Consider the following 20,940-nt stretch of genomic DNA (forward strand, 5'->3'; position numbering starts at 1 on the left):
GCGATACATACTGTGTACGGATGAGATGCCCGAATACCGGGAGCGGGATGGCTTTTATCCGCTTGACGCATTCTGACGTCCTTTGTGCCACTCCGTCCTGGACTACGGAATCCGATAGAGCTCCTGGCAGCGTGTTGCGTGAATCGTATAGCGGAAACCGAGGAGCCAGGGCTCATGTTCACTGCATTTACTGAGCAGCTTCTGCATACCGTGCACTTTGGCGAATCCCATGTCTTCAATCCCGGAGTCGGGCAGGATGACATACTGTGCATGCTGCAGACGCAGGTAAGTGGGCACCTTTCCTTCTGCGAGGAAGTGGTAGTAAGAAGGATCGACCAGGCCACCGAGATCGATGATTTGACCATGCCAGTCATAGCTGATCCGCCCGATGTCAAATGCGGCTACACGCGCGTCTGGAGGCAGGTTTGCGTTCATCCATGCAGCGATCTCGCCATGGACCTGATTGATATGGCCAATGCCGTCTACTGTGACCCGATACCAGGTGCGGAGTGAGGCGATTCCGCTAACCAACATGATGATCGCGACCAGGCCGATAGACCACTGCCGGGGGAGGCGGATACCGTGGCGAAAGATGCCGTAGACGCCAACAAAGAGCAGAGGGAAAAACAGCAGGAGGGTGAGAGGCTGATAGCGCCCGCCGTGTCCGCTGGCTGGGAAGGTAAACATGTACGTCAGAAAGTGGATCGCTGCCCAGAGAAGAAGAAAACTGAATCGGGCCGGTAGAGGACGGTGACGAAGAAGAAAGTACGCTCCGGTCAAGCATAGGAGAAGAAGAACGATGCCAATGAACGCAAAGACGCTCTTGATCTGGTGAAGAGTCGCGAGTTGCTCAGTGAAATGCGTACTGAATTGACGCGGAAGACGCTGCACCCACGCGCCGCAGTATCGCGCGATGGAATGCAACGAGTGAGGTCCACCCGTGGTGTGAAAGTAGAGCCAGGAGCGCCCTTTGAGCGTGGCAGGCATGAGAGAACCTGAGGTCCAGATATTGGCCGCGAGCTCGATCAGCACCATAAACGCCCAGATGCTGCCAGCGATCAGCATGTCTTTTCTGCGTCTGCCGGTTTTGTAAAAGTAGCTGCTGAGCAGGAGCAGAGGTGCGAGGACGATAGCTTCAGGCCTGGTGAGCGCTGCCAGCCCTGTGAAAATGCCTGTCCAGATCGCAGTCCCCGATCTGCTGGGAGGATCCTGAAACCAGCATTCGATCGCAAGGAGGGAAAGCGCAACGAACAGGAGATGCTCCATCCCGATGAGGCCGAGCCACATGAAATTCCCAGTCAACGCAGGAGCGACGGCAAGGATGCCCGCAAGCCTCCAGGACATGCCATCTTGGCGTGCGATCAGATAAAGAACGCTGCCGATAATCGAGAAGAAGAGGAAGCTGAGCGCGAGATTGTAAGGCACGGGGTGCGCAACCCCACCAAAAAGCTTGTAATCGCTGGCCTGCAGAATCTCCCACAGAAGACTTGTTGCACCCGAGGATCGCTGGCCGATCACGAAACCGAGGGTGTGATGCAGCGCGAAGTTGCGCGCTACTGTCTGATGAATATAGGAATCATCAAGAGGAAAGCCATATTGGACGCGAAGAGCGCTGATGAGAATGCTGAAGGTCGTCGCGTAAAGAAGGACGACAAGAAGCATTCCTTTCCACGAGTTGGAGAGGCCCGCTTTGCGCTTTCCTTCAGCAGGTACGATTGAAACTTTCGTCGTGATGCTTGACATCTTGGCCCAATCATCGGCTGAAACTGCTCTGTGTCAGCGTGGAATGCGAAATGTATGTCCCTCATTTTAGCTGCGATCCAGAAATTCGCAGTTAGAAACTCAATGAGAAGATAAATTTAGTTTACCGCCTTACGGCAGGCAGATACAGCGAAAATAGGCTTTCGCTTCACCGCTTTTGAGATCAAAAGTGCCCGCTCCGTAAAAGTGCGAGTTCGGACGGAGTTGACACAACAAAATGACCCTCATACTACCTACGTGTGCTCCGCGCGCGCTAGTACACTCGCAGAAGGTCTGTACTGTGGGCGGGCGGGCTGAAGGTTCGGGAGAAACAGCAACGAACGGCGCCCAGCTGCCCCTCAGATGTAGGGACGTGAAAGGAAATGTGCATGGATCACGATTCCCTCAATCTTGTTTTTTATGACGTACACGATCCGGAAGACAAACAGTTCTGGGCCGGATCGGCGGCACATATCATCTCTGGTCTACGCAAGGCTGGCCAGAAGGTCACGTCCGTGGGAGATCTGGTTCCTCGACTTCGCAGAGTCCTTCGCGCCTCCCTGTTTCACGCCTACCGCATCTTTCGCAATCTGCACTACCATCCTGACCGCCATGATCTTGTAACGCGCTTCTATACGGCCATTGGAAACAGAAGACTTCGCCAGCATCGCGATGCCGACGCAATCCTTACCGTATCGGCGGCTTTTGCGGCCTACCTGGAGGTCCCGCAGCCGATCTTTGTGCTGCTGGATGCCACGTGGGGACAAATTGTGGAGATGTATCCATACTTTGCTGCGGACCGTCAGCCAGAACACATTGTCCGCGCCGGATACCAGTTGGACCGAAAAGCATTTTCGAAACCCAATCTGCATTTGGTCATGACCTCGGCCTGGGCCGCAGATCGCGCGATTGCGGAAGGCGGTATGGATCCTCGCCGCGTTCACATTCTTCCGTTCGGCGCCAATTTTGTAGAAGAGCCACGACGGGATTTTGTGATGCAGGCTGCAGCTACACGCACGGGTAAACACTGCAATCTTCTCTTCGTAGGCCGCGAGTTTGTCCGGAAGGGTGGTCCGATCGCGGTAGAGATTGCGCGCGCACTTAAGGAATTAGGCGTTCCGACGACTCTGCATGTCGTGGGGTCTTCGCCAGAGAATATGCCTGGGTTTGTGAAGGTGCACGGGATGCTGAAGAAAGAGATTCCGGAGCAGATGGCGCAACTGCAAAACCTATACGCGACGAGCGATTTCTTTGTCATGCCCACCCGCGCAGAGGCCCAGGGTATCGTATTCAATGAGGCGGCTGCATACGCTCTGCCCGTAGCGGCAACCGATGTGGGCGGTGTAAGTACGGTGGTGCAAAAGGATTGGGGTTTCCTGTTGCCTCTGGAAGCAAATGAGAACGAATATGCCGTGTGGCTGCGCGATGCCTTTCAGGACCGTGCACGCTATAAGGTGCTCTCCGAAAATGCACGCAATGACTTTGAAGCGCGCTTGAGTAACAAGGTGTACGTCCAAAAGTTGATCGCAATTATCCGGACTACCTTGGAATCAAGCGCTGCAGCGTAAGGCAATTCGTTCTACGTACCCGAACCACTGGACCTTGCACGGTAGAGGTCTTTGTACGCTGAAGCGACGGCCTGTTGGGTGTACCAGAAGCGCTGCCACGAGATGTTGCCAAGCGATTTTGAAAATCGCAGCGCTTGGACCAGGCCTGGACGGACGCGTGTGCCTACAAAGAATTGCCATGCGATGAAGACCAGGTGACGGAAGAGTGAGAATTCATCCCAAATTGTGACGACCCAGTTGTAGGTAACTTCTCCAAAGGCCTTCGGATCTTTGACTGGAAGCATTGCGGCATAGTGCCGCTGTTCCTCCCTTGCGCCCTCGTAGTGGTCGACAAGGACTTCTGGATCATAGGCAAGCTTCCAGCCTGCGCGACGGACGCGCAGAGAAATGGAAAGATCTTCGCAAGGCTGCGAACCTGTACCTGACAATCGTGAGTCAAAGCCCACTTGGCGAATAGCTTCCGAACGGAAGCTCATATTTGCGCCTTTGAGGAGATCGACGGGGCGTGCGGGTCCGATGCCGGAGTGGTGGTTACCGATATGTTTACCGTAATAGAGCAAGATGCCGACGACCGGCTGACGGGCGACCTCTTTGACGTGATCGCCAGCCGGGCGATCACGACCACCCAGGCCACCAAGTTGTGAGTCTGCTTCGAAGTGGGCACAAACGCTTTCAAGCCAGTTGACTGCAGGATAGGTGTCATCGTCGATCATGGCGACAATATCGGTCTTGAGGGCGGCGATACCCGCGTTGCGTGCGGCGACGAGCCCCGGAATCTGTACGGGAACCATGCGAAGTGGCAAGCTATAAGTCGAGGAGGAAAGGAAGTCCAGCGTGATGTTGTCCGTGTCCCGCACGGTCAGTAGGATTTCTTCAGGCTGGCGGGTCTGAAGTTCCAAAGCGCTCAGGCAGCGGGCAAGATCATCTTTCCGTTGGTAGGTGCAAAGGAGGACGGTCGCCGTAAGCGGTTGGCTGGATAGACTATCTTGATGCGGCATTATTCTCCTTCTAACCTGGATGCGTTTTGCGTACGGATGGCGTGAAAGTCCGCATCCTTTGCCCATGTTGCGTTATGCGAAACATGTGATTCAAGGGTACTTTACCCACGGCTGCATGACGAGTCAGCTTGCGCCTAGAGAGAATTCCAACGAAGCTATTACATAGTCGCGACGAGCTACAGCCTTCCGCTGGCGAACCGCATCTTAGGGGATAGGATGGAGCGCTCAATCGTGTGACGGCCAAAGTTGCACACTAGCTTCATAGACCGGGAATGGGGATGGATGAAAGTACAGAAAATAGGATGGGCCCTGGCTTTGCTGGTCTTCTGCGCACGAGGCGGTCAGTATGCGGATGGGCAAGCAGAAGCCGCAGGCGTTCGAAAGATCCCAGTCTCGGCTTTTGTGGGTGGAACTGGTAATTGGACAGGCTTATACGGCGGTAAGAATCTGGGCATAAATGCTGGGCTGGATGTCGGCCTGCATAGCCTCTGGGTTCTGCAGCCCTCTTTCGAGATTCGCGCCATGTATCCGGTACACGATGGCCATATCGACAGCCAGAAGAACATTCTTGTTGGGTTTCGCTTCGACAAAAATTTCAATCGCCTTACACCCTATGTGGATGTGCTGTATGGCCTGGGAAAGATTGTCTACGATCCTGCGCGGCCAAATCCTACACAAACCTTCGCCTACACCAGTTCCTCCAGCAATGTGTTTTCCCCCGGAGTCGGTCTGGAGTATCGAGTGGTCGGACCGTTTTCCTTTAAGGCGGACGCGCAGATCCAGCGCTACTCCACGCCAGTGACTGAGACCGGCCACATCTATGCGAAACCTGTGACCGTGGGCATCACGTATCAACTCTTTACCGGACGCAGGCATTAAAAACGACTGGACCCTGTAATACAGGGTCCAGTCCATGCCTCGCTCTTGAGTAAACCTGCGTGCGATCTCAATCCGCAGTGTTCGCCCCGTTCCCCTATTTGGTCACCGCTAAGAATTGCACCAGCGAGTAGCTGTGAACGCTGTCGCCTGCACTTGTGACCAGATATTTGAAAGGCTTTGGCACGGTGGCGTTGAGGATCCACGTAGCTTTGCCGGTAAATCTTACCGAACCTACTGAAGCCGTCACATATGTAGCGCAACCTGAGGCGTTGTGGGAGTTGTAGGTGCCCCCGTCGATGACGACGCCTGTAGCAGTGCCTTCGACGGTGAGGCTGCATCCCCAAACGTCCGTGATCGAATTGTTCGAATACACCGCACCATCTCCCCCAGCTCCGTCGATGCCGTTGTACAGGCTTCCATCCGTGCTCTTTCCAAGATGGGCGATCGTATTGCTCGAGACCACGCCGTTGGTGTGAACCTGGATTCCGAATCCGCGGCTGTTCAAAATGATGTTAGAGACAACCTGATCGCCTGGGCTCTGCGCGGTGATGTTGCCTTCATTGTTAGACAGCCAGTTGTACATAAACTTGTTGACGGAGCAGCAGTTTGCCATTCCGTACGGACGTTCCTGAATACCCATTGACGTAACCGTCTGGACAATGTTGGTGTCGACCATCGCGCCGGTGACGCCGCGAAGCAGAATGCCGCCAATGTTGTAGTTCAAGCCGACGGGAGAATCCATACGGCCGATGACGTTGTGGGTGATCGTCCAGCCTGTGAGTCCCAGCGAAGTGGAGGATGCGTTTCCGCGCACAAGAATCGCGCCATCGAAGCCGTAGGGTAAGGCCGCTGTAGAGCCAGAGTTGTAGATGGTGAGTCGGTTGAGGATGTTGTCCTGGTTGCCGGAGGTAGCTGAGACATTCGGTGACTGCGAAATGAAAGCCACCCCGGAGTTCGTTGGGCGAACGATCCAGAGATTTTGAACCGTCACGTGAGAGCGGTCGAGAGAGAGAATTCCGTTCACGTGACTGCTACCGCTAACTTCGATGACGTGGCTCGAAGGATTAGAGCCGTCGGCAAGATGAACATAAAGTGTGTCCGCATCTGCGTAGAAAGATCCGGCCGTATTGATAGTTGCGGAGAGGCTGCTCACGAGCGTGAGAGGCGTTGAAGTGCCGTAGGCCGAATCCACGAAGACCTTATAGGTAGAGTCTGTGCGGCGGACCTGATAGGTACCGGCACTGATGAGACTGAAGCCGGAGACTGCATCCGCGCCGTCGATGACGGGCGCATCGCCCGCGCCATAGGCATCGATGGTCAGACGGCTGGTCGTCGAGGTTCCGCTTCCAGGGATGTAAAACTGCTCATGCCAGGTATCACCGCGGCGCAGGTAAATTGCGTCTCCACCTTTTAGGCCGGTGAGGGTCGATACGCGGGCCAGGGTCTTGAAGGGCTTCAGCGTGGTGGTACCGATGTTGGTGTCGCTCCCAGCGGACTGGGAAACATAATAAGTGGTGGCGGAAGCAGTGCACGTTACCAAAGCGAGAGCGAGAAGAACAGGTGCCAGAAAGTTTTTCAATATATGTCTCCACGTCGTGCATAGCTGCGCAGTTTCTCGACGTAAGAGTTTTATACGTTCACCTAAATGGCAATTCAATACAACTTTAGCGAAAATTACATGCCTTTATCTGCAATTTATTGCACATGCTGGTTATTACTATTGTGCAGAAAAGATGCAGGCAAAACGATACTTACAGGCCGGATCCTGAGTAAGAGTTTGACTGGCATAAATGAGCTGGTCGTAAGGCAGAGCTTAGGATGGAATGAATTGGGTTACAGAGTAGGTCGAACAGACCGTCGACACCTCGGAAACGAAGCATCTTCTTCTGTTTGTTTTATTTATGTCCGGCCTTATCGAGCACCGCTGGGCGCATCGAGTCTTGATCGAATAATGGCGATGAGACTTTGCGCATACACGGCGCCGCTCAATCTGGTTTCGTAGTCTGCGCGAGCCGCGCGTGCGAGTTGCTGGTAGCGCGCTCGATCGCGAAAGGCTGTAGCAATCCAATCAGCGTAGACCGTCGCTGGTGCCGTCTCGTTGAAGAGTCCGCTCCAACTCGGATCCAGCACGGCCGAAACTCCGCCTACATCTCGCGCCAGTGCTGGCAGGCCGTAACCCGCAGCTTCGTTGAAAACGACACCCTGTGCCTCCGCCAGGGAGGGCATGAAGAAAAAGTCGGATTCCGCATAGAGGGCGGAGAGGCGCGCCTTTTGCTCAGGGACGGTTTTTCTAAGAAGCCCCGTGAAATGTATATGCTCCCCTGCTTGCTGTGGGGGGCAACCGACAACAGTCAGTTCTGTAGGCAAGCCTTGAGCATTGAGAAGCGCACAAACCTCCGCGGCGAAGGGTCCTCCCTTGCGCTCCCAATCGCGACCTACAAAGAGAAGCCGGCATGGCCCCTGGCCGCGGCGCGCGATTGCCTCCTCCACCAGGTTGCCGTCTGGCTCTTCATCGAAGTTTGCGCCAAAGGGCAGAAAGGAGATTCGCTGTGGGTCGAGGTCATATTCCGCAATGAGTCTGTCGCCAACCCAGTGCGACGTAAGAACGGGATAAACATTTTTCTTGGTATAGGCGCGCCGTTCCAGATCGAAGCCGGAACGCACGATGCGCGGAACCTGACGGCTGGGAGCGAGGTGCGGATAGGTTTCCAGCAGCTGGCTCCAACTCGCATCGTGAATCAGGAAGATGGGTAGAGAGGTCTCCAGATGCGCGACGGAAGTAGGAGAGAAGGCAATGCAAGCATCTGCACCCTGAATACGCGAGACCGCTCGACTACCAACGAACCCACCCAATCTGGTTTGGAAGGCATCCCTCTCAGCGTGGAAGTATTGCTTATGAAGGCGATTGTAGTAGTTGTATTGCAAGGATTTACTTATTCTGCGGAGCTTGGAAGCGTGTCGTCCGGAGACGACAACATCCATTCCTGCTGTCCGCAGGTTATGCACAATATGCGCCGCGATACCTGCCCATAGGGCCTGATCACACGGATCATCAAGGTCATACGCTATGAGTCTGAGGGATCGAGTCGACATGGGTTGCCTTGGATACTACACGCTGCAACCGGTTGTCGCGAAATGACATCTATTAGGGGTTCTATAACCTTTAGTAACTCACTGATGGTGTAAAGGTTTATTACCTATGACTTACGCTTTCGAATCTCTTGTGAGACCATTCTCCGAAAATAGAGTCAATATCTGCATAGCCGAAGTGCCCTCGCCTGGGCCATGCCTGGGACCACGTGGTCCTAAATTGCCCAGGACAAGGTGCCAGGTGCTGTAGACTGAGGGTAGTCCGTCCCTGCGTTGAACCTGACGTCTATGCCCTGTCGATCGTCGGACACGAAGCGATGTCGTCGTGGTCCTAGATCGAACAGTAAAGAGAGAGAGATCATGGCCAACATGCTACCCGGCGGGCAGACAGCGATTCAACGCCTGCCCCCTAAGCCCAAACCGATTGAGACCTTGCGCCAGCACAAGTTGCTATTCGGTTCGATCTTGTGCGCTGGCCTTCTGCTTACCGCGGCGTATGTGGGATTAAGCCATAAGAAATATGAATCCGACATGAGTCTGATGGTCCAGAACTCCCGTAAGAACATGGTGATTTCTTCCGATCCGACGGCAGCCTCTCAGCCCATCCCGACGCAGGTTGCAGAGGAAGACGTCAATTCGGCGGTTGAGGTCCTGGGCAGCTCGGACGTTCTGGATGACGTGGTGGATCCGGGGTGGACACAGTCGAATACACATTCCAAGCAAGCTGAGATGGATCACGAAGGTAAAGTTTCAACCTTCCGCAAGCGCCTGGTTGTGAGTCCTGTACGGAAGTCGCATGTAATCGATGTAAGTTATGTCACGACCGACCCCCATCAAGCGACACTTCAGTTGAACCGCCTGCTGGACGTTTTCATGACCAAACAAAAAGCATTGAGCCAGCCCACAGGCGTTGCAAAGTTTTTTGAGGATGAAGCAGAGCGTTACAAGTCTCAATGGAGCGAAGCACAGCAGAAGCTTGCGGACTTTCAAGAGAAGCACAAGTTCGTAACCGTCACAGATAAAGAAACGGACATCTCCAAGGCTCTGGCCGATGCGATGACGCTGCAGCGCTCCGCCGACGCGGAGATTAGCGAAGTGCAGCATCGTCTAGGCGTGGTGAACGCGCAGCTTCGTTCCGTTCCGCAGCGTCAGAACACCACGGAGCGGATCGTTCCTGCCTCGGGTTCACTCGATCAGGTGAACATTTTGCTTGCGCAGTTGAATCTAAGGCGCGCGCAACTGTTGACGCAGTATCAGCCCACCGACCGCATGGTCCAGCAAGTGGATACACAGATCGCAGAGGCCCAGGCCGAACTTACACGCTTGCAGACGAACACTACGACGGAACACACCTCGAGTGTGAATCCAACCTGGCAGGTCGTCGACCAGAACTACGCGAGCGAGACAGCGCATCTTCGGGCCGTAACAGGACGCCGCGATGCTCTTGTCGCGCAGATCAACGATCTGCAGAATCAGTTGAATTCCCTGGTGCAGGATGAGCTTGAGTTCAAGACACTGCAACAGAATGCAAGCACACTTAATACGAACTATCAGCTGTATATCCAAAAACGCGATTCTGCTCGTATGTCCGCAGCCATGGATAACAGCGGTTTGTTGAACTTCGGTGTGGTGCAGTATCCGACGTTTTCGCTTTCCCCGGTACGCCCGCGTCCTTTGATCGACTCGCTTCTTGGCATCATGACTTCCCTCTTCCTCGCCTCGATGGCTGTGTACTTCGTGAGTTCACGCAAGCATGAGGCCGCGTTGGAAGCTGCCGCAGCCTCTGAGCCGGATTTCCCCTACCTGGAAGCCGTGGCGAAGATGGGAGCTCTGGATACCGAGTTCCAAAGATACAGGGCCTACTAGAGCTCTGTTCGTTCTGAAAACATGGAGTATTCATCGGGGTGGAGAACAAGATCACACTCCATCCCGATGCCGTTCATCGGTTCTCAATAAACCAAAGTCGGAATCATCCTGAACAGCCCTCAAGTGGAGAAATACAACGAAATGTCTGCCGCGACTGAGAAGGATGTCCCGATCGATCCCATACCTATAGCGAAGGCTGTGAAGCCCGCTGCCCGTGGTGTGCGGATCATCAGTCAGACGATTGGTTCTCGCGTCTTCATCCAGGGTCTGAACATTCTGACCGGGATCATGACGGCGCGTATTCTGGCACCCGCTGGTCGAGGGCAACTTGCCGCAATCACCTTGTGGTCTCAACTGCTGGCCGGAATGACCACATTTGGTCTGCCGAGCGCTCTGATCTACTACATTCGCAACCGGCCTAAACAGACGGCGACCTTGATGGTGAACAGTCTGTTCATGAGTACGGTGCTCTCCGTCCTTGTAGCCATTGTGGGTGCGATCTGCATGCCCATGTGGCTGCATCAGTATCCCCTCTGGGCTATCCGTGCGGCGCAATGGTTCCTCATCGTTACGCCGCTCTGCAGCACGACCCTGATCTTTCGTGGCGGCATCGAAGCGACGGGATCCTTCTCGACTTCCAATTTCGCCCAGATTTTGAATCCAGCGATGATTCTGGCCTCGCTGCTGATTCTGCTCGCCACACATCAGTTCAACACGCTGAACGCTTCGGGCGCCTACATTCTGGCTGCAGCCCCCCCATTTTTTCTGCTGGCGTGGCGCTCTCGTAAGCTCTTTGGTAGCGACCGCAAGATCAGCTTTACAACACAGAAACTGCTTCTCAGTTATGGCATTCGCTCTTATGGGATCGATCTGATTGGCGCACTCGCGCTTCAAGTGGATCAAGTGCTTGTAGTGAGCTTCCTGCGGCCCGCCGACCTGGGCGTATACGTTGTGATGTTGAGCCTCTCCCGCATTCTGAATATCTTCCAGAATTCGGTGGTAACGGTTCTCTTCCCGAAGGCGACCGGACTGTCGATCGAACAGGCCGTTGCCATGACAGCACGGGCTGCGCGTGTCAGCACCGCGATTACAAGTGTCTGCGCTCTCTGCATTGCTCTTTTGGGACCTCTGCTGCTGCGCATTTTCTACGGTGCCGAGTATGCCAAATCATCGTTTACGCTCCGTGTGCTCCTGGTCGAGGTCACGATTGCCGGATGCGCCTTCGTTTTGGCTCAGGCCTTCATGGCGCTGGGTAAGCCAGGGCTTGTAACCTTTCTGCAGGGCGTCGGCCTGGCAGTGAGTGTGCCCATGATGTTTCTGTTGATTCCGCGGTGGGGAACGCTGGGCGCTGCGACGGCTCTTCTGGTTTCGACTCTTCTGAGACTTGCTTTGATCTATGGCAGCTTTATCTTTGTTCTGAAGGTCAGGCCGCCAAGCCTCCTCATTAACCGCGACGACATCAATCTACTTCTAGTGGCGCTGCGAAAAAAAGGCGTGAGAGTGTAACCGTATGCCACTTACCCTATTGGAAGTGAAGCAGAACAAGAAGTATCGCAATATGCTGATTGGGTTTCTCTTCGGCAGCATTTTGCTTTCTTTCACGCCTCTTGCTCAAGGACTCATCTATCTCATTCCCGCTGCGGGATTCATGGTGGCCTGGTATCTCAAGAGACGTTCGCGGGTCCACTACATCACCTTCGTGCTCTGGCTCTTCTTCCTCGCACCGATGGTTCGTCGCATGATCGAATATCACATTCAGGCCCAGACGGCTGCCATGGTGATCGCGACACCTATCTTGGCGTGCGTTGCTGGCATGCCGACATTACGGCGCATTTCGATCATCCTCTCGTCGGTACGGCTCCGCTCCATCGTGCTGATCATCGCGACGATCGCGTACGCCGCTGTAGTTGGCTTCCTCACCCACTCCCCTGTTGGCATGGTGCAGGAGCTTGTAACGTGGATAGGACCGCTTGCGTTCGCGCTCTACCTATTTGACCAGCGGGAGTACCTGGACGAGATTCTCTCCCTTATTCGTAACAACTTCCTCTTCGGCATTCTCGCGATGGGATTTTATGGCGTGTACCAGTACCTCGTTTTGGCACCGTGGGACGCGTACTGGATGGAGAACTCCAGCCTGTCGACGATCGGCTCTCCTGAACGCATGCAGGTGCGTGTTTTTTCGACGATGAATGCGCCGCAGACACTGGCGGACTTTCTCATCTTCGGACTGTTGCTTTGTGTCTCTTCCACCCGCAGGCTTCGATATGCTGCAATGCCGTTCGCTTTGATGGCGCTCGCCCTCACGTCGAGCCGTTCTGCGTGGGTGGGCGGTGCAGCGGGGCTGCTGTTTGCAATCTTCTCTCTCCCTGCCAAGCGACGCATCCAGATTGTGTTTGCCCTCTTCGGCTGTGTGGCCGTGCTTGGAGTCCTGACCCAGATCCCGGAGGTGGACGAGTTGCTGTCTGCGCGCCTCGCGAGCTTCACTAATCTGAAAGAAGACAGCAGTGTGAACCAACGACTGGCGAGCCAACAGCAGGCAGTCACGATGTTTATCGCCAAGCCTTTCGGCAACGGATTTGGTGGCAACCAGGCCAGCGAGAGTAGCGGACCATCCTACGGAGTCGCGACGATTCAAGGCGTATACCAAAATGACAACGGCATTGAACAGGTAACGCTAACCTATGGATGGGTCGGCTCGCTAGTCTTTATCTTTGGCTTTGCCGCAGCCGTCATCGCCGCGCTTCGCGTCACAAGAACGCCGGAGCTGATGGCACTGAAAGCTGGACTGATTAGCCTGGTGGTGCAGGTACCGACGATGGGCATCTTCCCCTCGGCGACCGGGATGCTGCTCTGGATGAGCATCATGCTCTGCCTCGCATCTCAGGAACTGCAGGCATCACCCCTCGTCTCTGCGGTTGCTGTTCGATTCAGCCGCGCCGAACCTCAGGAAGCCTCATGAAGGAACCTGGAGCGCTTCGAGTTCTACACCTCTCTAATAGTGTTTCCAGTCTCGGCAACGGCATCGTAAACGTAGCGGTTGACCTGGCAATTGAGCAGGTGCAGCGCGGCATCACGGTCGGGTTTATGTCCGGAGGTGGAGGGTGGATATCACTCCTTGAAGCTTCCGGGGTTAAGACCTTTACGTTTCCGCATGGAGGCTGGCGCAATAAGATCACGACCTCGTGGAAGCTCTTCCGCCTGCTTCGTACATTTCGTCCGGATGTCGTGCACGCCCATATGCGAACGGGGCTTGTGTTGGCATGGCCTTTGACCACCTTGTTGCGGATTCCGCTGGTGATGCATCTCCACAACATCCATGACGAAAAGCTGGGAACGGCGAAGTTGGCAAATCGTGTGATTGCAGTGAGTCGCGCGGTTGCAAACGATCTGCAGCAGGTTGGCCTGCCTGCCGATCATATTCGCGTTGTGTTGAATGGGATGCTGGGCAGCAAACGGCTGAGTCCCGATGTGCCATCGAAAGAACTCACGCGACCGGCGATCGTTTGTGTTGCAGGAATGACCGTGCGCAAGGGAATCCTCGAGTTAATTGAGGCCTTCGGTTCCATCGCAGACGAATTTCCCGGTGCCTCCCTTTATCTGGTCGGAGGAGGTAGCGCCGAATCAGCGATGATCCGCGAAGTCGCCGCCAATTCGCCTGTGAGTGACCGCATTCACTTTGAAGACTTTCAGGCGGATCCCAGGGCGTATCTTGCTTCGTCGGACGTCTTCGTTCTCGCTTCGAGGCGGGAGGCGTTCGGGCTTGCGCTGGTCGAGGCGCGTGCAGCGGGTTGCGCGATCGTTGCGACCAATGTGGATGGCATTCCCGAAATCATTGAGGATGGCAAGACCGGCCTGCTGATCGGCGTGAATGATCCCGCAGACCTGGCTGCAAAGATACGACTCTTACTGACCGACGACGCTCTGCGTACTAAATTGAAGGCCCAGGCGCGCGAGCATCTAGAACTTTACAGCGTCGAACGGATGACCACCGAGACGACGGCCGTCTACAGCGAGTTATTGTAGAAACGTCGTATCCAACGAAGAATGTCGTAGATCCTTGTCTCAATCGATTCTTGTGATGTGCCTATTCAGGGCTGCCAATTGTCGCGAGGTGCTGTGCTCATGAAGCGCCGTACAGCCGGTACCGCAGTAAATCCTTCTGTCGGAAGCGAGTAAGGAGCCGTGCTGGCAAAGGAACAGCGTCGATCGTCTTTCCCTGCTACGCACTGCAGTGCGCTCGTCTCTACGTTCTGCTTCCACCAATCAAAATCATGGAAAGGGCGCGATCCGGGTACACCCGCGCCGTAATTAAACTGCTGCTTCGTTCCCGAGTTGAGGCGGTAAATATTGTTTTCAAACTTGAGCCCCGGAATGGAGTCCTGGCGGATGTAGAAAGTCAGACCGCCGCCCTTCACGTTGTTGCTCGAATCGAAGACGTTGTCGTGAATACTCCAGCGACTACAACCGACTTCGAATGTAGCTTCCGCGCCCCAAACCGCGGCAATGGAGTTGTAGGCCAGCGTCCCGTCCGGCGCGCCTCCGTTGCAATCCAGACCGTTGTAAGCGTTCTCGTTCCCAATCCGTGCGATGTGATGGATGGTATTGTGCGTGATCGTGGCGCTGGAGCTGTTGCCTCCAATCTGCACACCATATCCGTAGGAGTAGGTGATGGTGTTGCTGTCGATGACGGGCTTAATGCAGCCGGAAACGCGAATATTGCCGTCGTTCATCGTCAGGAAATTGCCTTGGATTGTAGGGGTAGTGCATTGAGGGCCGTGAATAGTAAAGACAGAGATTCCGAGGGAGTTGAGGGTGGAGACATAGTTCTGCTTAAGCACGAGGTCTGCGGTGCCCGTGATCGAGAGACCATTGCGCTCGTAGTTCAGAAAGCGGTCACTGTCGATCTCGCCGACGGCGTTGTCCTGGATGGTCCATCCGCGCAGGGCCGGGTTCGTGGGAGCAGCTGTACCAGCCGCAACAAAAACTGCGCCCTCACCTGACATGCTGATCGAGGGAATCCAGTCCGTCGTGCCGTCTCCGAGGTTCCAGAAGACAGAGTTGCGAACCGTGTTGTATTCATTTCCTACTGCCCCACCGCCTGGGTTGACCGCCGCGAGAATGCCGGACTTTGCCGCGTGGATGATGCGCACACCGTCGATAACCACGTGGCTGCAGCCCTGCAGAAAGACTCCATAAGTGCGATGCACGATCTGCATGGAGTGGGAGGAGGGATCTCCGCCGTCCGCAAGATGAACAAAAAGCGCTTGCTGACGTGCGTCGTAAAACCAGCTGCCTGGCACCCTGGATACATTCTCCAAGCCCGACACCATCTGCTCCGGTGGAAGAGATCCGATACGATACCACTCCGATGGAAGGATCCGGTTCGTCGTCGTAATGTCCTGCATGGCGAGAAACGTCTTGCCTTGGTTTTGAATGAAGTCCCACATCCTGTAGGTACTGCCCGGAGCCCATCCACCGGCAAAGTTGAGCTGCGAAGTCAGAGCATGCGTGGGATGGTCGTCCCCATCCACAAAAACCTTGAAGACAGGGTCCTTCATCGGGATCTGATAGACCCCCTTGCCTGCACTTTTCCAACCGCTCGCAGAATCCGCCCCGTCAATCGTAGGAAGTTCTCCCGTACCGTAGCTTCCGATGCGAAGAGGATGCTGGTCGCTTCCACCGTTCATTCCCGGCGCCCCGGTAAGCTCCATCTGCTCACGCCAGCGTTCTCCGGACTTCAAAAGGATCTCGTCTCCTGGACGAAAGCCGCGACTGTGCGCGAATCGATTGACGCTGGAGAGATGCTGCCATGCTGCATTGGGAGAAAGCCCGGTACCGCGATCCGAACCATGGGTTGCATCGACAAAATATTGCGCCGCATTGCAGGGTGCTACTGCGAAACCCGCCACGAGAAGAATGCCCAGCACGATTTGTTTGGCGCGAGACTGCGTTGTGGTCGGGACCTTCGGCATCATTTGCACTGCTGCGCTTCCTGTCTTCAGCATCGAGAGATTACCCCAGGGTCAAACAAGTTCGTTGTAGACAGCGACAGTGCGCTCAGCCATAAGAGGCGCGGCGAAGTGCTTCTCTGCGTAACTACGGCACGCCTCGGGACTGGGCATGGGGACTTCACCGGAGAGGAAACGCTTGAGACCGGCGGCAATATCTTCCGCAGACGTCGACTCGAAGACGAGGTCGCTCGAAAAGTCTCCAACGACTTCAGGAAGACCGCCGACCGGTGTCACCAGCGCTGGCGTTCCCGCTGCCAGCGACTCTGCCGCGATCAGGCCGAAGCCTTCCAATGCAAGCGTAGGCACGATATTCATGTCGGCCGCTTGATACGCATTCACGAGGAGTTCATCCGGGACGAAGCCAAGGAGAACGACGTGCTGTTCCAGGCCGAGCGACACGATCTGTTCCTGTAGCTGCTTTTGCAGAGGCCCCTTGCCGACCATATACAGAAGTACCTCAGGATGCTGCTTGCGAATCAGGCTGATGGCCTGGATGAGATTGCCGAGGCCCATGCGCGGCACGAGACGGCGCACGGAGACGAGGATCTTTCGATCTTCGGGCCAGCCGAGAGCGGCGCGTGCTGTCTGCTTGCTTGGCGGCAGGATGAAACGCTCCAGATCTACAGAACCTGGAATGATGCGAATGCGGTCCGCCTTGATGCTGTAATCGCGAACAAGCACATCAGCAAAAGCTTTGGAGAGCGTAATGACGCGATCACCGCGGCGATAGACGGCGCGTTCCACCTGTAGCATGGCCGCGATGGCGAGCTTACCGCTGCCCTGCACGCGGGCCTCCTCTGCCCAAGGTCCATGAAAGTGGACGACGAAGGGTTGAGCCTTCAATTTGTCGATAGCAGGCAGCGAGAGCAGAGCGAAGTGTGACGCGAGGATGTCCGGCTTTGCGGTCTTCAGCGCGTGAAGAATCATCTCGCGGCTGGCCACGAGACGCTTCAAGCCGCCTGTACCTGAAGGTGCCAGAAGCTGCAATCTACCGTCCGTACGCTCTGCTACGTCTGCAGGAGCGAGCACTGCACCTTTGACTTCGACACCCAGGCGTGGAAGGTAGTCCGTCAGTGTCTCCACCACTCTGCCCGATCCCCCTGCACCACTTGTCGACCAAGAGAGCGCTATATGGAAGCTTTGCATCGACCGTCCTTCCGAAGGTATCCCGCCATTTGGCACAGAATTTCACGCAAAAGATGAAATAAGTTGAGTGCTTGCCGAAATCGAACTTCGAAGCCTCAACACATTTGATTATCTCAGAGAGATGTCCCCGGTCGGCCCCGGACCGCTTCCACTCCGCGACGTCGCAAAGTCTGAGAAGACCTGGCTGCTACCTCGCTCAAACTGTACTGGCGGTGCTTCGCGGCTATGTAAGTTAGAGCTTGATCGGACTCGCGAGCGAAATCTGGTCGACAATCTCTATCCCGAAGCCCTGTAGCGCTGGTACGTGCGTCGGACGGTTGGTAAGCAGACGGATGCGCTTGAGACCCAGATCCGAAAGGATCTGCGCACCCACGCCGGAGTCGCGGAGTGTGCGCTGAGAACTGTCGTCGGTATGGGCGGTCGTGATTCCTGCAGCATGCAGGTGGATGCGCGGCGGTGTTACATTGCGATCCAAATGGAAGCCGGGACCAGTATCGTGTAAGTAAAGAAGCGCTCCACAGCCCGCTTCCGCAATAGCACGAAGAGCGTCATCGATCGTCAGGCGATGATCGGACGGGGTCGAATTGAAGACATCGTCGGCCAGATTGTGGGTGTGAACGCGAACGAGGACGGGTTCGTTGCTCTCCGCACAAAGATCTCCCCGCACAAGAGCAAGGTGCGAGATCTGTCCGTCTGAGCTGCTCTCATAAGCAATAAGCTCGAAGTCTCCGTAGCGCGTCGGAAGGGTGGTCGAGGCCACGCGATGGACGCTGCGTTCATGCTGCAGGCGATGGCGGATGAGGTCGGCCACGGTCAGCATGAGCATGTTGTGCTGCTTGCAGAACTCGATGAGATCCGGAACGCGGGCCATGGTGCCGTCCGGGTTCATGATCTCGCAGATAACACCGGCAGGAATCAGACCAGCCATGCGTGCAAGATCCACGGAGGCCTCGGTCTGACCGGCGCGCACAAGAACGCCTCCCTTTCTTGCCCGAAGGGGGAAGACGTGTCCGGGACGGGCGAGATCGTTGGCGGTGGCGGTCGATGCGATGGCGGTGCGGATGGTGTGAGCGCGATCCGCTGCGGAGATTCCTGTCGTTACACCTTCGCGGGCTTCAATGCTTTCGGTGAAAGCGGTGCCGAAGCGCGAGGTGTTCTCGCTCGCCATGGGTGGAAGGCGGAGGTAGTCTGCGCGATCTTCGGTGAGGGTGAGGCAGATGAGGCCGCGTCCGTGGGTGGCCATGAAATTAATGGCTTCCGGGGTCACAAATTCGGCGGCGAGGGTCAGGTCGCCCTCATTTTCGCGATCTTCGTCGTCAATGACAACGATCATGCGGCCCGTGGCAAACTCACGAAGGGCGGTGGGGACGTCAGTAAAGGGAGACTCAGCCATGATGATTTGATCCTAAGGATACGCTGCCTGGTGCAGAAAAACGCCGCCCCGGGGTGTGGGACGGCGTCAGGGTACTGCGTAAGTTACAGACTGGACTCGATTTCGAAGCCCCAGGCCTCGAGGAGAGCCTCTGGAATGTACTTGGAGTTCTTGTTGCGGCGCGCCCACTCACGAAGACGTGTGGAGCGGATGTACTGGTCTGGCGTCAGTTTGTACTCTTTTACGACCAGTTCGAATGATGTGACAGTGGGGACGACCGGGCCGATCGGCTCAGGCTTGCCCCAGTTCGGATTTCCACGACGCTTTGCCATTTTGGTTCTGTTCCTTCCGTGCTCGGCGGCGCTGGGCCGCAAACATCTTATTTTACTGCGATTTTTACCCAAACGCAAGCAGATTCAGGTATAGAGGACGTGCCGAATTGGCGGGACATCTCGCAGAACGGAACCAAGCGTCCAATCTCGTTTGTGCAAAAGGCTCAAACTAGCAAATAAGAACCATAAGAAATTTAGGAGTGGCTGCCATGAGTTCGTCCATAGTGTCTGATGAAATTCAGGGATTCGCATGCGCTGTTGAAGAAGCTCCTCTGGATGCAAGCGCGGAGTGGGTAGTTTCGCGCCGTGACTTTCTGCGTTCCGCGACGGTGGTGGGTGCGGTCGCCGCGACAGGCCTAAGCCAAAGCGCGGATGCCGAAGCGGTACAGGCGGCCAAAATGTCCGCCGCACAGACCATGCCGGTGAGCCTGAAGATCAACGGGGAGATCCACAATCTCACGTTCGATACCCGGGTCACTCTACTGGATGCGCTACGCGAGCATCTAGGTCTGACGGGCAGCAAAAAGGGTTGCGACCATGGCCAGTGCGGCGCCTGCACGGTGATCGTGGATGGGCGGCGCGTCAATAGCTGCCTGATGCTGGCGGCAACGGTCGATGGTTTGGACGTAACAACAATCGAAGGCCTGTCTCATGGCGACGAACTGCACGCGGTACAGGCGGCGTTCCTGCAGCATGACGCGTTTCAATGCGGTTATTGCACACCTGGGCAGATCTGCTCGGCCGTTGCATTGCTGGATGAAGTAAAGAAGGGCGATGCCAGCGTCGTGAGCTTTGAGGCAAAGACGGCCAACGGTCGACCTCCGCTCACGGACGATGAGATTCGCGAGCGCATGAGCGGCAATATCTGCCGTTGCGGGGCCTATCCAAACATCGTTTCAGCAGTGCGCGCTGTAGCCAAGGGGGTGACAGCGTGAATCCATTTGCCTATCAAAGAGTGACGGAAGAGTCAGCAGCCGTTCATGCCATCGCAGGAAACGCGAACGCCAAGCTGCTGGGCGGCGGAACGAACCTCATCGACCTGATGAAGGACGATGTCGAGCACCCGACGACTCTGGTGGACATTACCCGTGTGCCTTTAAACAGGATCGAAGATGCAGGAAATGGTGGAGCGAAGATCGGGGCCTTGGTGCGGAATAGCGATCTGGCAAACGATGGCCTGATCCGCGCACGGTTTCCTCTCTTGAGCATGGCGCTGCTCTCGGGCGCGAGCGCGCAACTGCGCAATCTCGCCACGACGGGCGGCAACCTGATGCAGAGAACCCGCTGCTACTACTTCATGGACACGGCATTCCCCGAGTGCAACAAGCGCAAGCCTGGAAGCGGATGTGGAGCGTTAAGGGGATTCAATCGTATCCACGCCATCCTTGGGCAGAGCGAGGAGTGCATTGCGACCAATCCTTCGGACATGAACGTCGCGATGGCTGCGCTTGGAGCCGAGGTGCATGTCGAGGGCCCGAAGGGCAAACGTATGATTCCCTTCCATGAGTTTCACCGGTTGCCTGGAAAGACTCCCCAGGTAGATACCAATCTTGCGCACAACGAGATGATTACGGGTGTGACTCTGCCTGCGGGCGCGGATGCGTTTGCGCCACACAGCTACTACCTGAAGGTGCGCGATCGCCAGAGCTACGCCTTTGCTCTGGTATCGGTTGCAGCTGGCTTGGTGATGGATGGAAACAACGTCAAGCGCGCTACGGTTGCGCTGGGCGGTGTGGCTCATAAGCCTTGGCGGATGCAGGAGGCCGAGGATGCGCTTGTCGGCAAGCCTGCAACTCCGCAGAGCTTTGCGGCAGCCGCAGAGATCTTGCTGCGCGGCGCGAAGGGTTATGAACACAATCAGTTCAAGGTCGAACTGGCGAAGCGCAGCATTGTGAAGACACTCACGATGGCGGCGCAAGGGGGTGTGGCATGAGCGGT

16 protein-coding genes are annotated in these 20,940 nt (G+C 55.9%); 8 read left to right on the forward strand and 8 right to left on the reverse strand.

Annotated elements, in window-relative coordinates; genetic code table 11:
* Window positions 1-102: 102 nt before the first annotated feature.
* Window positions 103-1,662, reverse strand: a complete 1,560-nt coding sequence (locus ACIPR4_RS09745; RefSeq protein ID WP_013568493.1) for a hypothetical protein — start codon at window positions 1,660-1,662, stop codon at window positions 103-105.
* A 467-nt stretch (window positions 1,663-2,129) separates the two neighbouring features.
* Here ACIPR4_RS09745 and ACIPR4_RS09750 point away from each other — a divergent pair, with 467 nt between their 5' ends.
* A complete protein-coding gene (locus tag ACIPR4_RS09750) occupies window positions 2,130-3,308 on the forward strand; it encodes a glycosyltransferase family 4 protein (RefSeq protein ID WP_013568494.1) in 1,179 nt (392 codons plus the stop codon).
* Between the two features lie 11 nt (window positions 3,309-3,319).
* On the opposite strand, the gene ACIPR4_RS09755 is transcribed toward ACIPR4_RS09750, so the two are convergent.
* A complete protein-coding gene (locus tag ACIPR4_RS09755) occupies window positions 3,320-4,306 on the reverse strand; it encodes a glycosyltransferase family 2 protein (protein WP_013568495.1) in 987 nt (328 codons plus the stop codon).
* A 282-nt stretch (window positions 4,307-4,588) separates the two neighbouring features.
* On the opposite strand from ACIPR4_RS09755, the gene ACIPR4_RS09760 reads away from it, so the two are divergent.
* Window positions 4,589-5,185, forward strand: a complete 597-nt coding sequence (locus tag ACIPR4_RS09760) for a hypothetical protein (protein WP_013568496.1) — start codon at window positions 4,589-4,591, stop codon at window positions 5,183-5,185.
* Between the two features lie 94 nt (window positions 5,186-5,279).
* Here ACIPR4_RS09760 and ACIPR4_RS09765 read toward each other — a convergent pair whose 3' ends face one another.
* On the reverse strand, window positions 5,280-6,764 hold the full coding sequence (locus ACIPR4_RS09765) for a hypothetical protein (protein WP_013568497.1): 1,485 nt from the start codon (window positions 6,762-6,764) through the stop codon (window positions 5,280-5,282).
* Between the two features lie 332 nt (window positions 6,765-7,096).
* Window positions 7,097-8,278 (reverse strand): glycosyltransferase family 4 protein, encoded by a 1,182-nt coding sequence (locus ACIPR4_RS09770; protein ID WP_013568498.1) that lies wholly within the window; start codon window positions 8,276-8,278, stop codon window positions 7,097-7,099.
* A gap of 357 nt (window positions 8,279-8,635) precedes the next feature.
* Between ACIPR4_RS09770 and ACIPR4_RS09775 the strand changes: the two genes are divergently transcribed.
* From ACIPR4_RS09775 to ACIPR4_RS09790, 4 genes are all read left to right on the forward strand, one after another.
* On the forward strand, window positions 8,636-10,141 hold the full coding sequence (locus ACIPR4_RS09775; RefSeq protein WP_013568499.1) for a GumC family protein: 1,506 nt from the start codon (window positions 8,636-8,638) through the stop codon (window positions 10,139-10,141).
* A 141-nt stretch (window positions 10,142-10,282) separates the two neighbouring features.
* Window positions 10,283-11,647, forward strand: a complete 1,365-nt coding sequence (locus ACIPR4_RS09780) for an oligosaccharide flippase family protein (protein ID WP_013568500.1) — start codon at window positions 10,283-10,285, stop codon at window positions 11,645-11,647.
* A gap of 4 nt (window positions 11,648-11,651) precedes the next feature.
* Window positions 11,652-13,100 carry an O-antigen ligase family protein gene (locus ACIPR4_RS09785; protein WP_013568501.1) on the forward strand — a complete coding sequence of 483 codons (1,449 nt, stop codon included), beginning with the start codon at window positions 11,652-11,654 and terminating at the stop codon, window positions 13,098-13,100.
* A complete protein-coding gene (locus tag ACIPR4_RS09790; protein WP_013568502.1) occupies window positions 13,097-14,164 on the forward strand; it encodes a glycosyltransferase family 4 protein in 1,068 nt (355 codons plus the stop codon). The genes ACIPR4_RS09785 and ACIPR4_RS09790 overlap by 4 nt, the downstream gene beginning before the upstream one ends.
* Window positions 14,165-14,229: 65 nt before the next feature.
* Here the strand turns inward: ACIPR4_RS09790 and ACIPR4_RS09795 are convergent, their stop codons facing one another.
* The 4 genes from ACIPR4_RS09795 to ACIPR4_RS09810 all read right to left on the reverse strand — a co-directional run bounded on the left by ACIPR4_RS09795 (window position 14,230) and on the right by ACIPR4_RS09810 (window position 19,002).
* Entirely contained in the window at window positions 14,230-16,116 is a 1,887-nt protein-coding gene (locus ACIPR4_RS09795; protein ID WP_013568503.1) for a right-handed parallel beta-helix repeat-containing protein, read from the reverse strand.
* 48 nt (window positions 16,117-16,164) lie between these two features.
* The gene (locus ACIPR4_RS09800; RefSeq protein ID WP_013568504.1) at window positions 16,165-17,298 is read right to left on the reverse strand and encodes a glycosyltransferase family 4 protein; all 1,134 of its coding nucleotides are present in this window, start codon (window positions 17,296-17,298) and stop codon (window positions 16,165-16,167) included.
* 232 nt (window positions 17,299-17,530) lie between these two features.
* On the reverse strand, window positions 17,531-18,691 hold the full coding sequence (ribB, locus tag ACIPR4_RS09805) for a 3,4-dihydroxy-2-butanone-4-phosphate synthase (protein ID WP_013568505.1): 1,161 nt from the start codon (window positions 18,689-18,691) through the stop codon (window positions 17,531-17,533).
* Window positions 18,692-18,774: 83 nt separating this feature from the next.
* The gene (locus ACIPR4_RS09810) at window positions 18,775-19,002 is read right to left on the reverse strand and encodes a hypothetical protein (protein ID WP_013568506.1); all 228 of its coding nucleotides are present in this window, start codon (window positions 19,000-19,002) and stop codon (window positions 18,775-18,777) included.
* Between the two features lie 209 nt (window positions 19,003-19,211).
* Between ACIPR4_RS09810 and ACIPR4_RS09815 the strand changes: the two genes are divergently transcribed.
* Window positions 19,212-19,937, forward strand: a complete 726-nt coding sequence (locus ACIPR4_RS09815; RefSeq protein WP_013568507.1) for a 2Fe-2S iron-sulfur cluster-binding protein — start codon at window positions 19,212-19,214, stop codon at window positions 19,935-19,937.
* Window positions 19,934-20,935 carry an FAD binding domain-containing protein gene (locus ACIPR4_RS09820; RefSeq protein WP_013568508.1) on the forward strand — a complete coding sequence of 334 codons (1,002 nt, stop codon included), beginning with the start codon at window positions 19,934-19,936 and terminating at the stop codon, window positions 20,933-20,935. Before ACIPR4_RS09815 ends, ACIPR4_RS09820 begins: the two co-directional genes overlap by 4 nt.
* Window positions 20,936-20,940: the final 5 nt, after the last annotated feature.

The organism is Terriglobus saanensis SP1PR4 (assembly GCF_000179915.2).
GTDB classification, from domain to species: Bacteria; Acidobacteriota; Terriglobia; order Terriglobales; family Acidobacteriaceae; genus Terriglobus; species Terriglobus saanensis.

Excerpts from the sequence above, each read along its gene's own strand:
- ACIPR4_RS09815 (WP_013568507.1), top strand. The coding sequence starts at position 19,212 with ATGAGTTCGTCCATAGTGTCTGATGAAATTCAGGGATTCGCATGCGCT.
- ACIPR4_RS09775 (WP_013568499.1), top strand. The coding sequence starts at position 8,636 with ATGGCCAACATGCTACCCGGCGGGCAGACAGCGATTCAACGCCTGCCC.
- ACIPR4_RS09790 (WP_013568502.1), top strand. The coding sequence starts at position 13,097 with ATGAAGGAACCTGGAGCGCTTCGAGTTCTACACCTCTCTAATAGTGTT.
- ACIPR4_RS09770 (WP_013568498.1), bottom strand. The coding sequence starts at position 8,278 with ATGTCGACTCGATCCCTCAGACTCATAGCGTATGACCTTGATGATCCG.
- ACIPR4_RS09750 (WP_013568494.1), top strand. The coding sequence starts at position 2,130 with ATGGATCACGATTCCCTCAATCTTGTTTTTTATGACGTACACGATCCG.
- ACIPR4_RS09780 (WP_013568500.1), top strand. The coding sequence starts at position 10,283 with ATGTCTGCCGCGACTGAGAAGGATGTCCCGATCGATCCCATACCTATA.
- ACIPR4_RS09810 (WP_013568506.1), bottom strand. The coding sequence starts at position 19,002 with ATGGCAAAGCGTCGTGGAAATCCGAACTGGGGCAAGCCTGAGCCGATC.
- ACIPR4_RS09795 (WP_013568503.1), bottom strand. The coding sequence starts at position 16,116 with ATGATGCCGAAGGTCCCGACCACAACGCAGTCTCGCGCCAAACAAATC.
- ribB (WP_013568505.1), bottom strand. The coding sequence starts at position 18,691 with ATGGCTGAGTCTCCCTTTACTGACGTCCCCACCGCCCTTCGTGAGTTT.
- ACIPR4_RS09800 (WP_013568504.1), bottom strand. The coding sequence starts at position 17,298 with ATGCAAAGCTTCCATATAGCGCTCTCTTGGTCGACAAGTGGTGCAGGG.
- ACIPR4_RS09755 (WP_013568495.1), bottom strand. The coding sequence starts at position 4,306 with ATGCCGCATCAAGATAGTCTATCCAGCCAACCGCTTACGGCGACCGTC.
- ACIPR4_RS09760 (WP_013568496.1), top strand. The coding sequence starts at position 4,589 with ATGAAAGTACAGAAAATAGGATGGGCCCTGGCTTTGCTGGTCTTCTGC.
- ACIPR4_RS09785 (WP_013568501.1), top strand. The coding sequence starts at position 11,652 with ATGCCACTTACCCTATTGGAAGTGAAGCAGAACAAGAAGTATCGCAAT.
- ACIPR4_RS09745 (WP_013568493.1), bottom strand. The coding sequence starts at position 1,662 with ATGCTTCTTGTCGTCCTTCTTTACGCGACGACCTTCAGCATTCTCATC.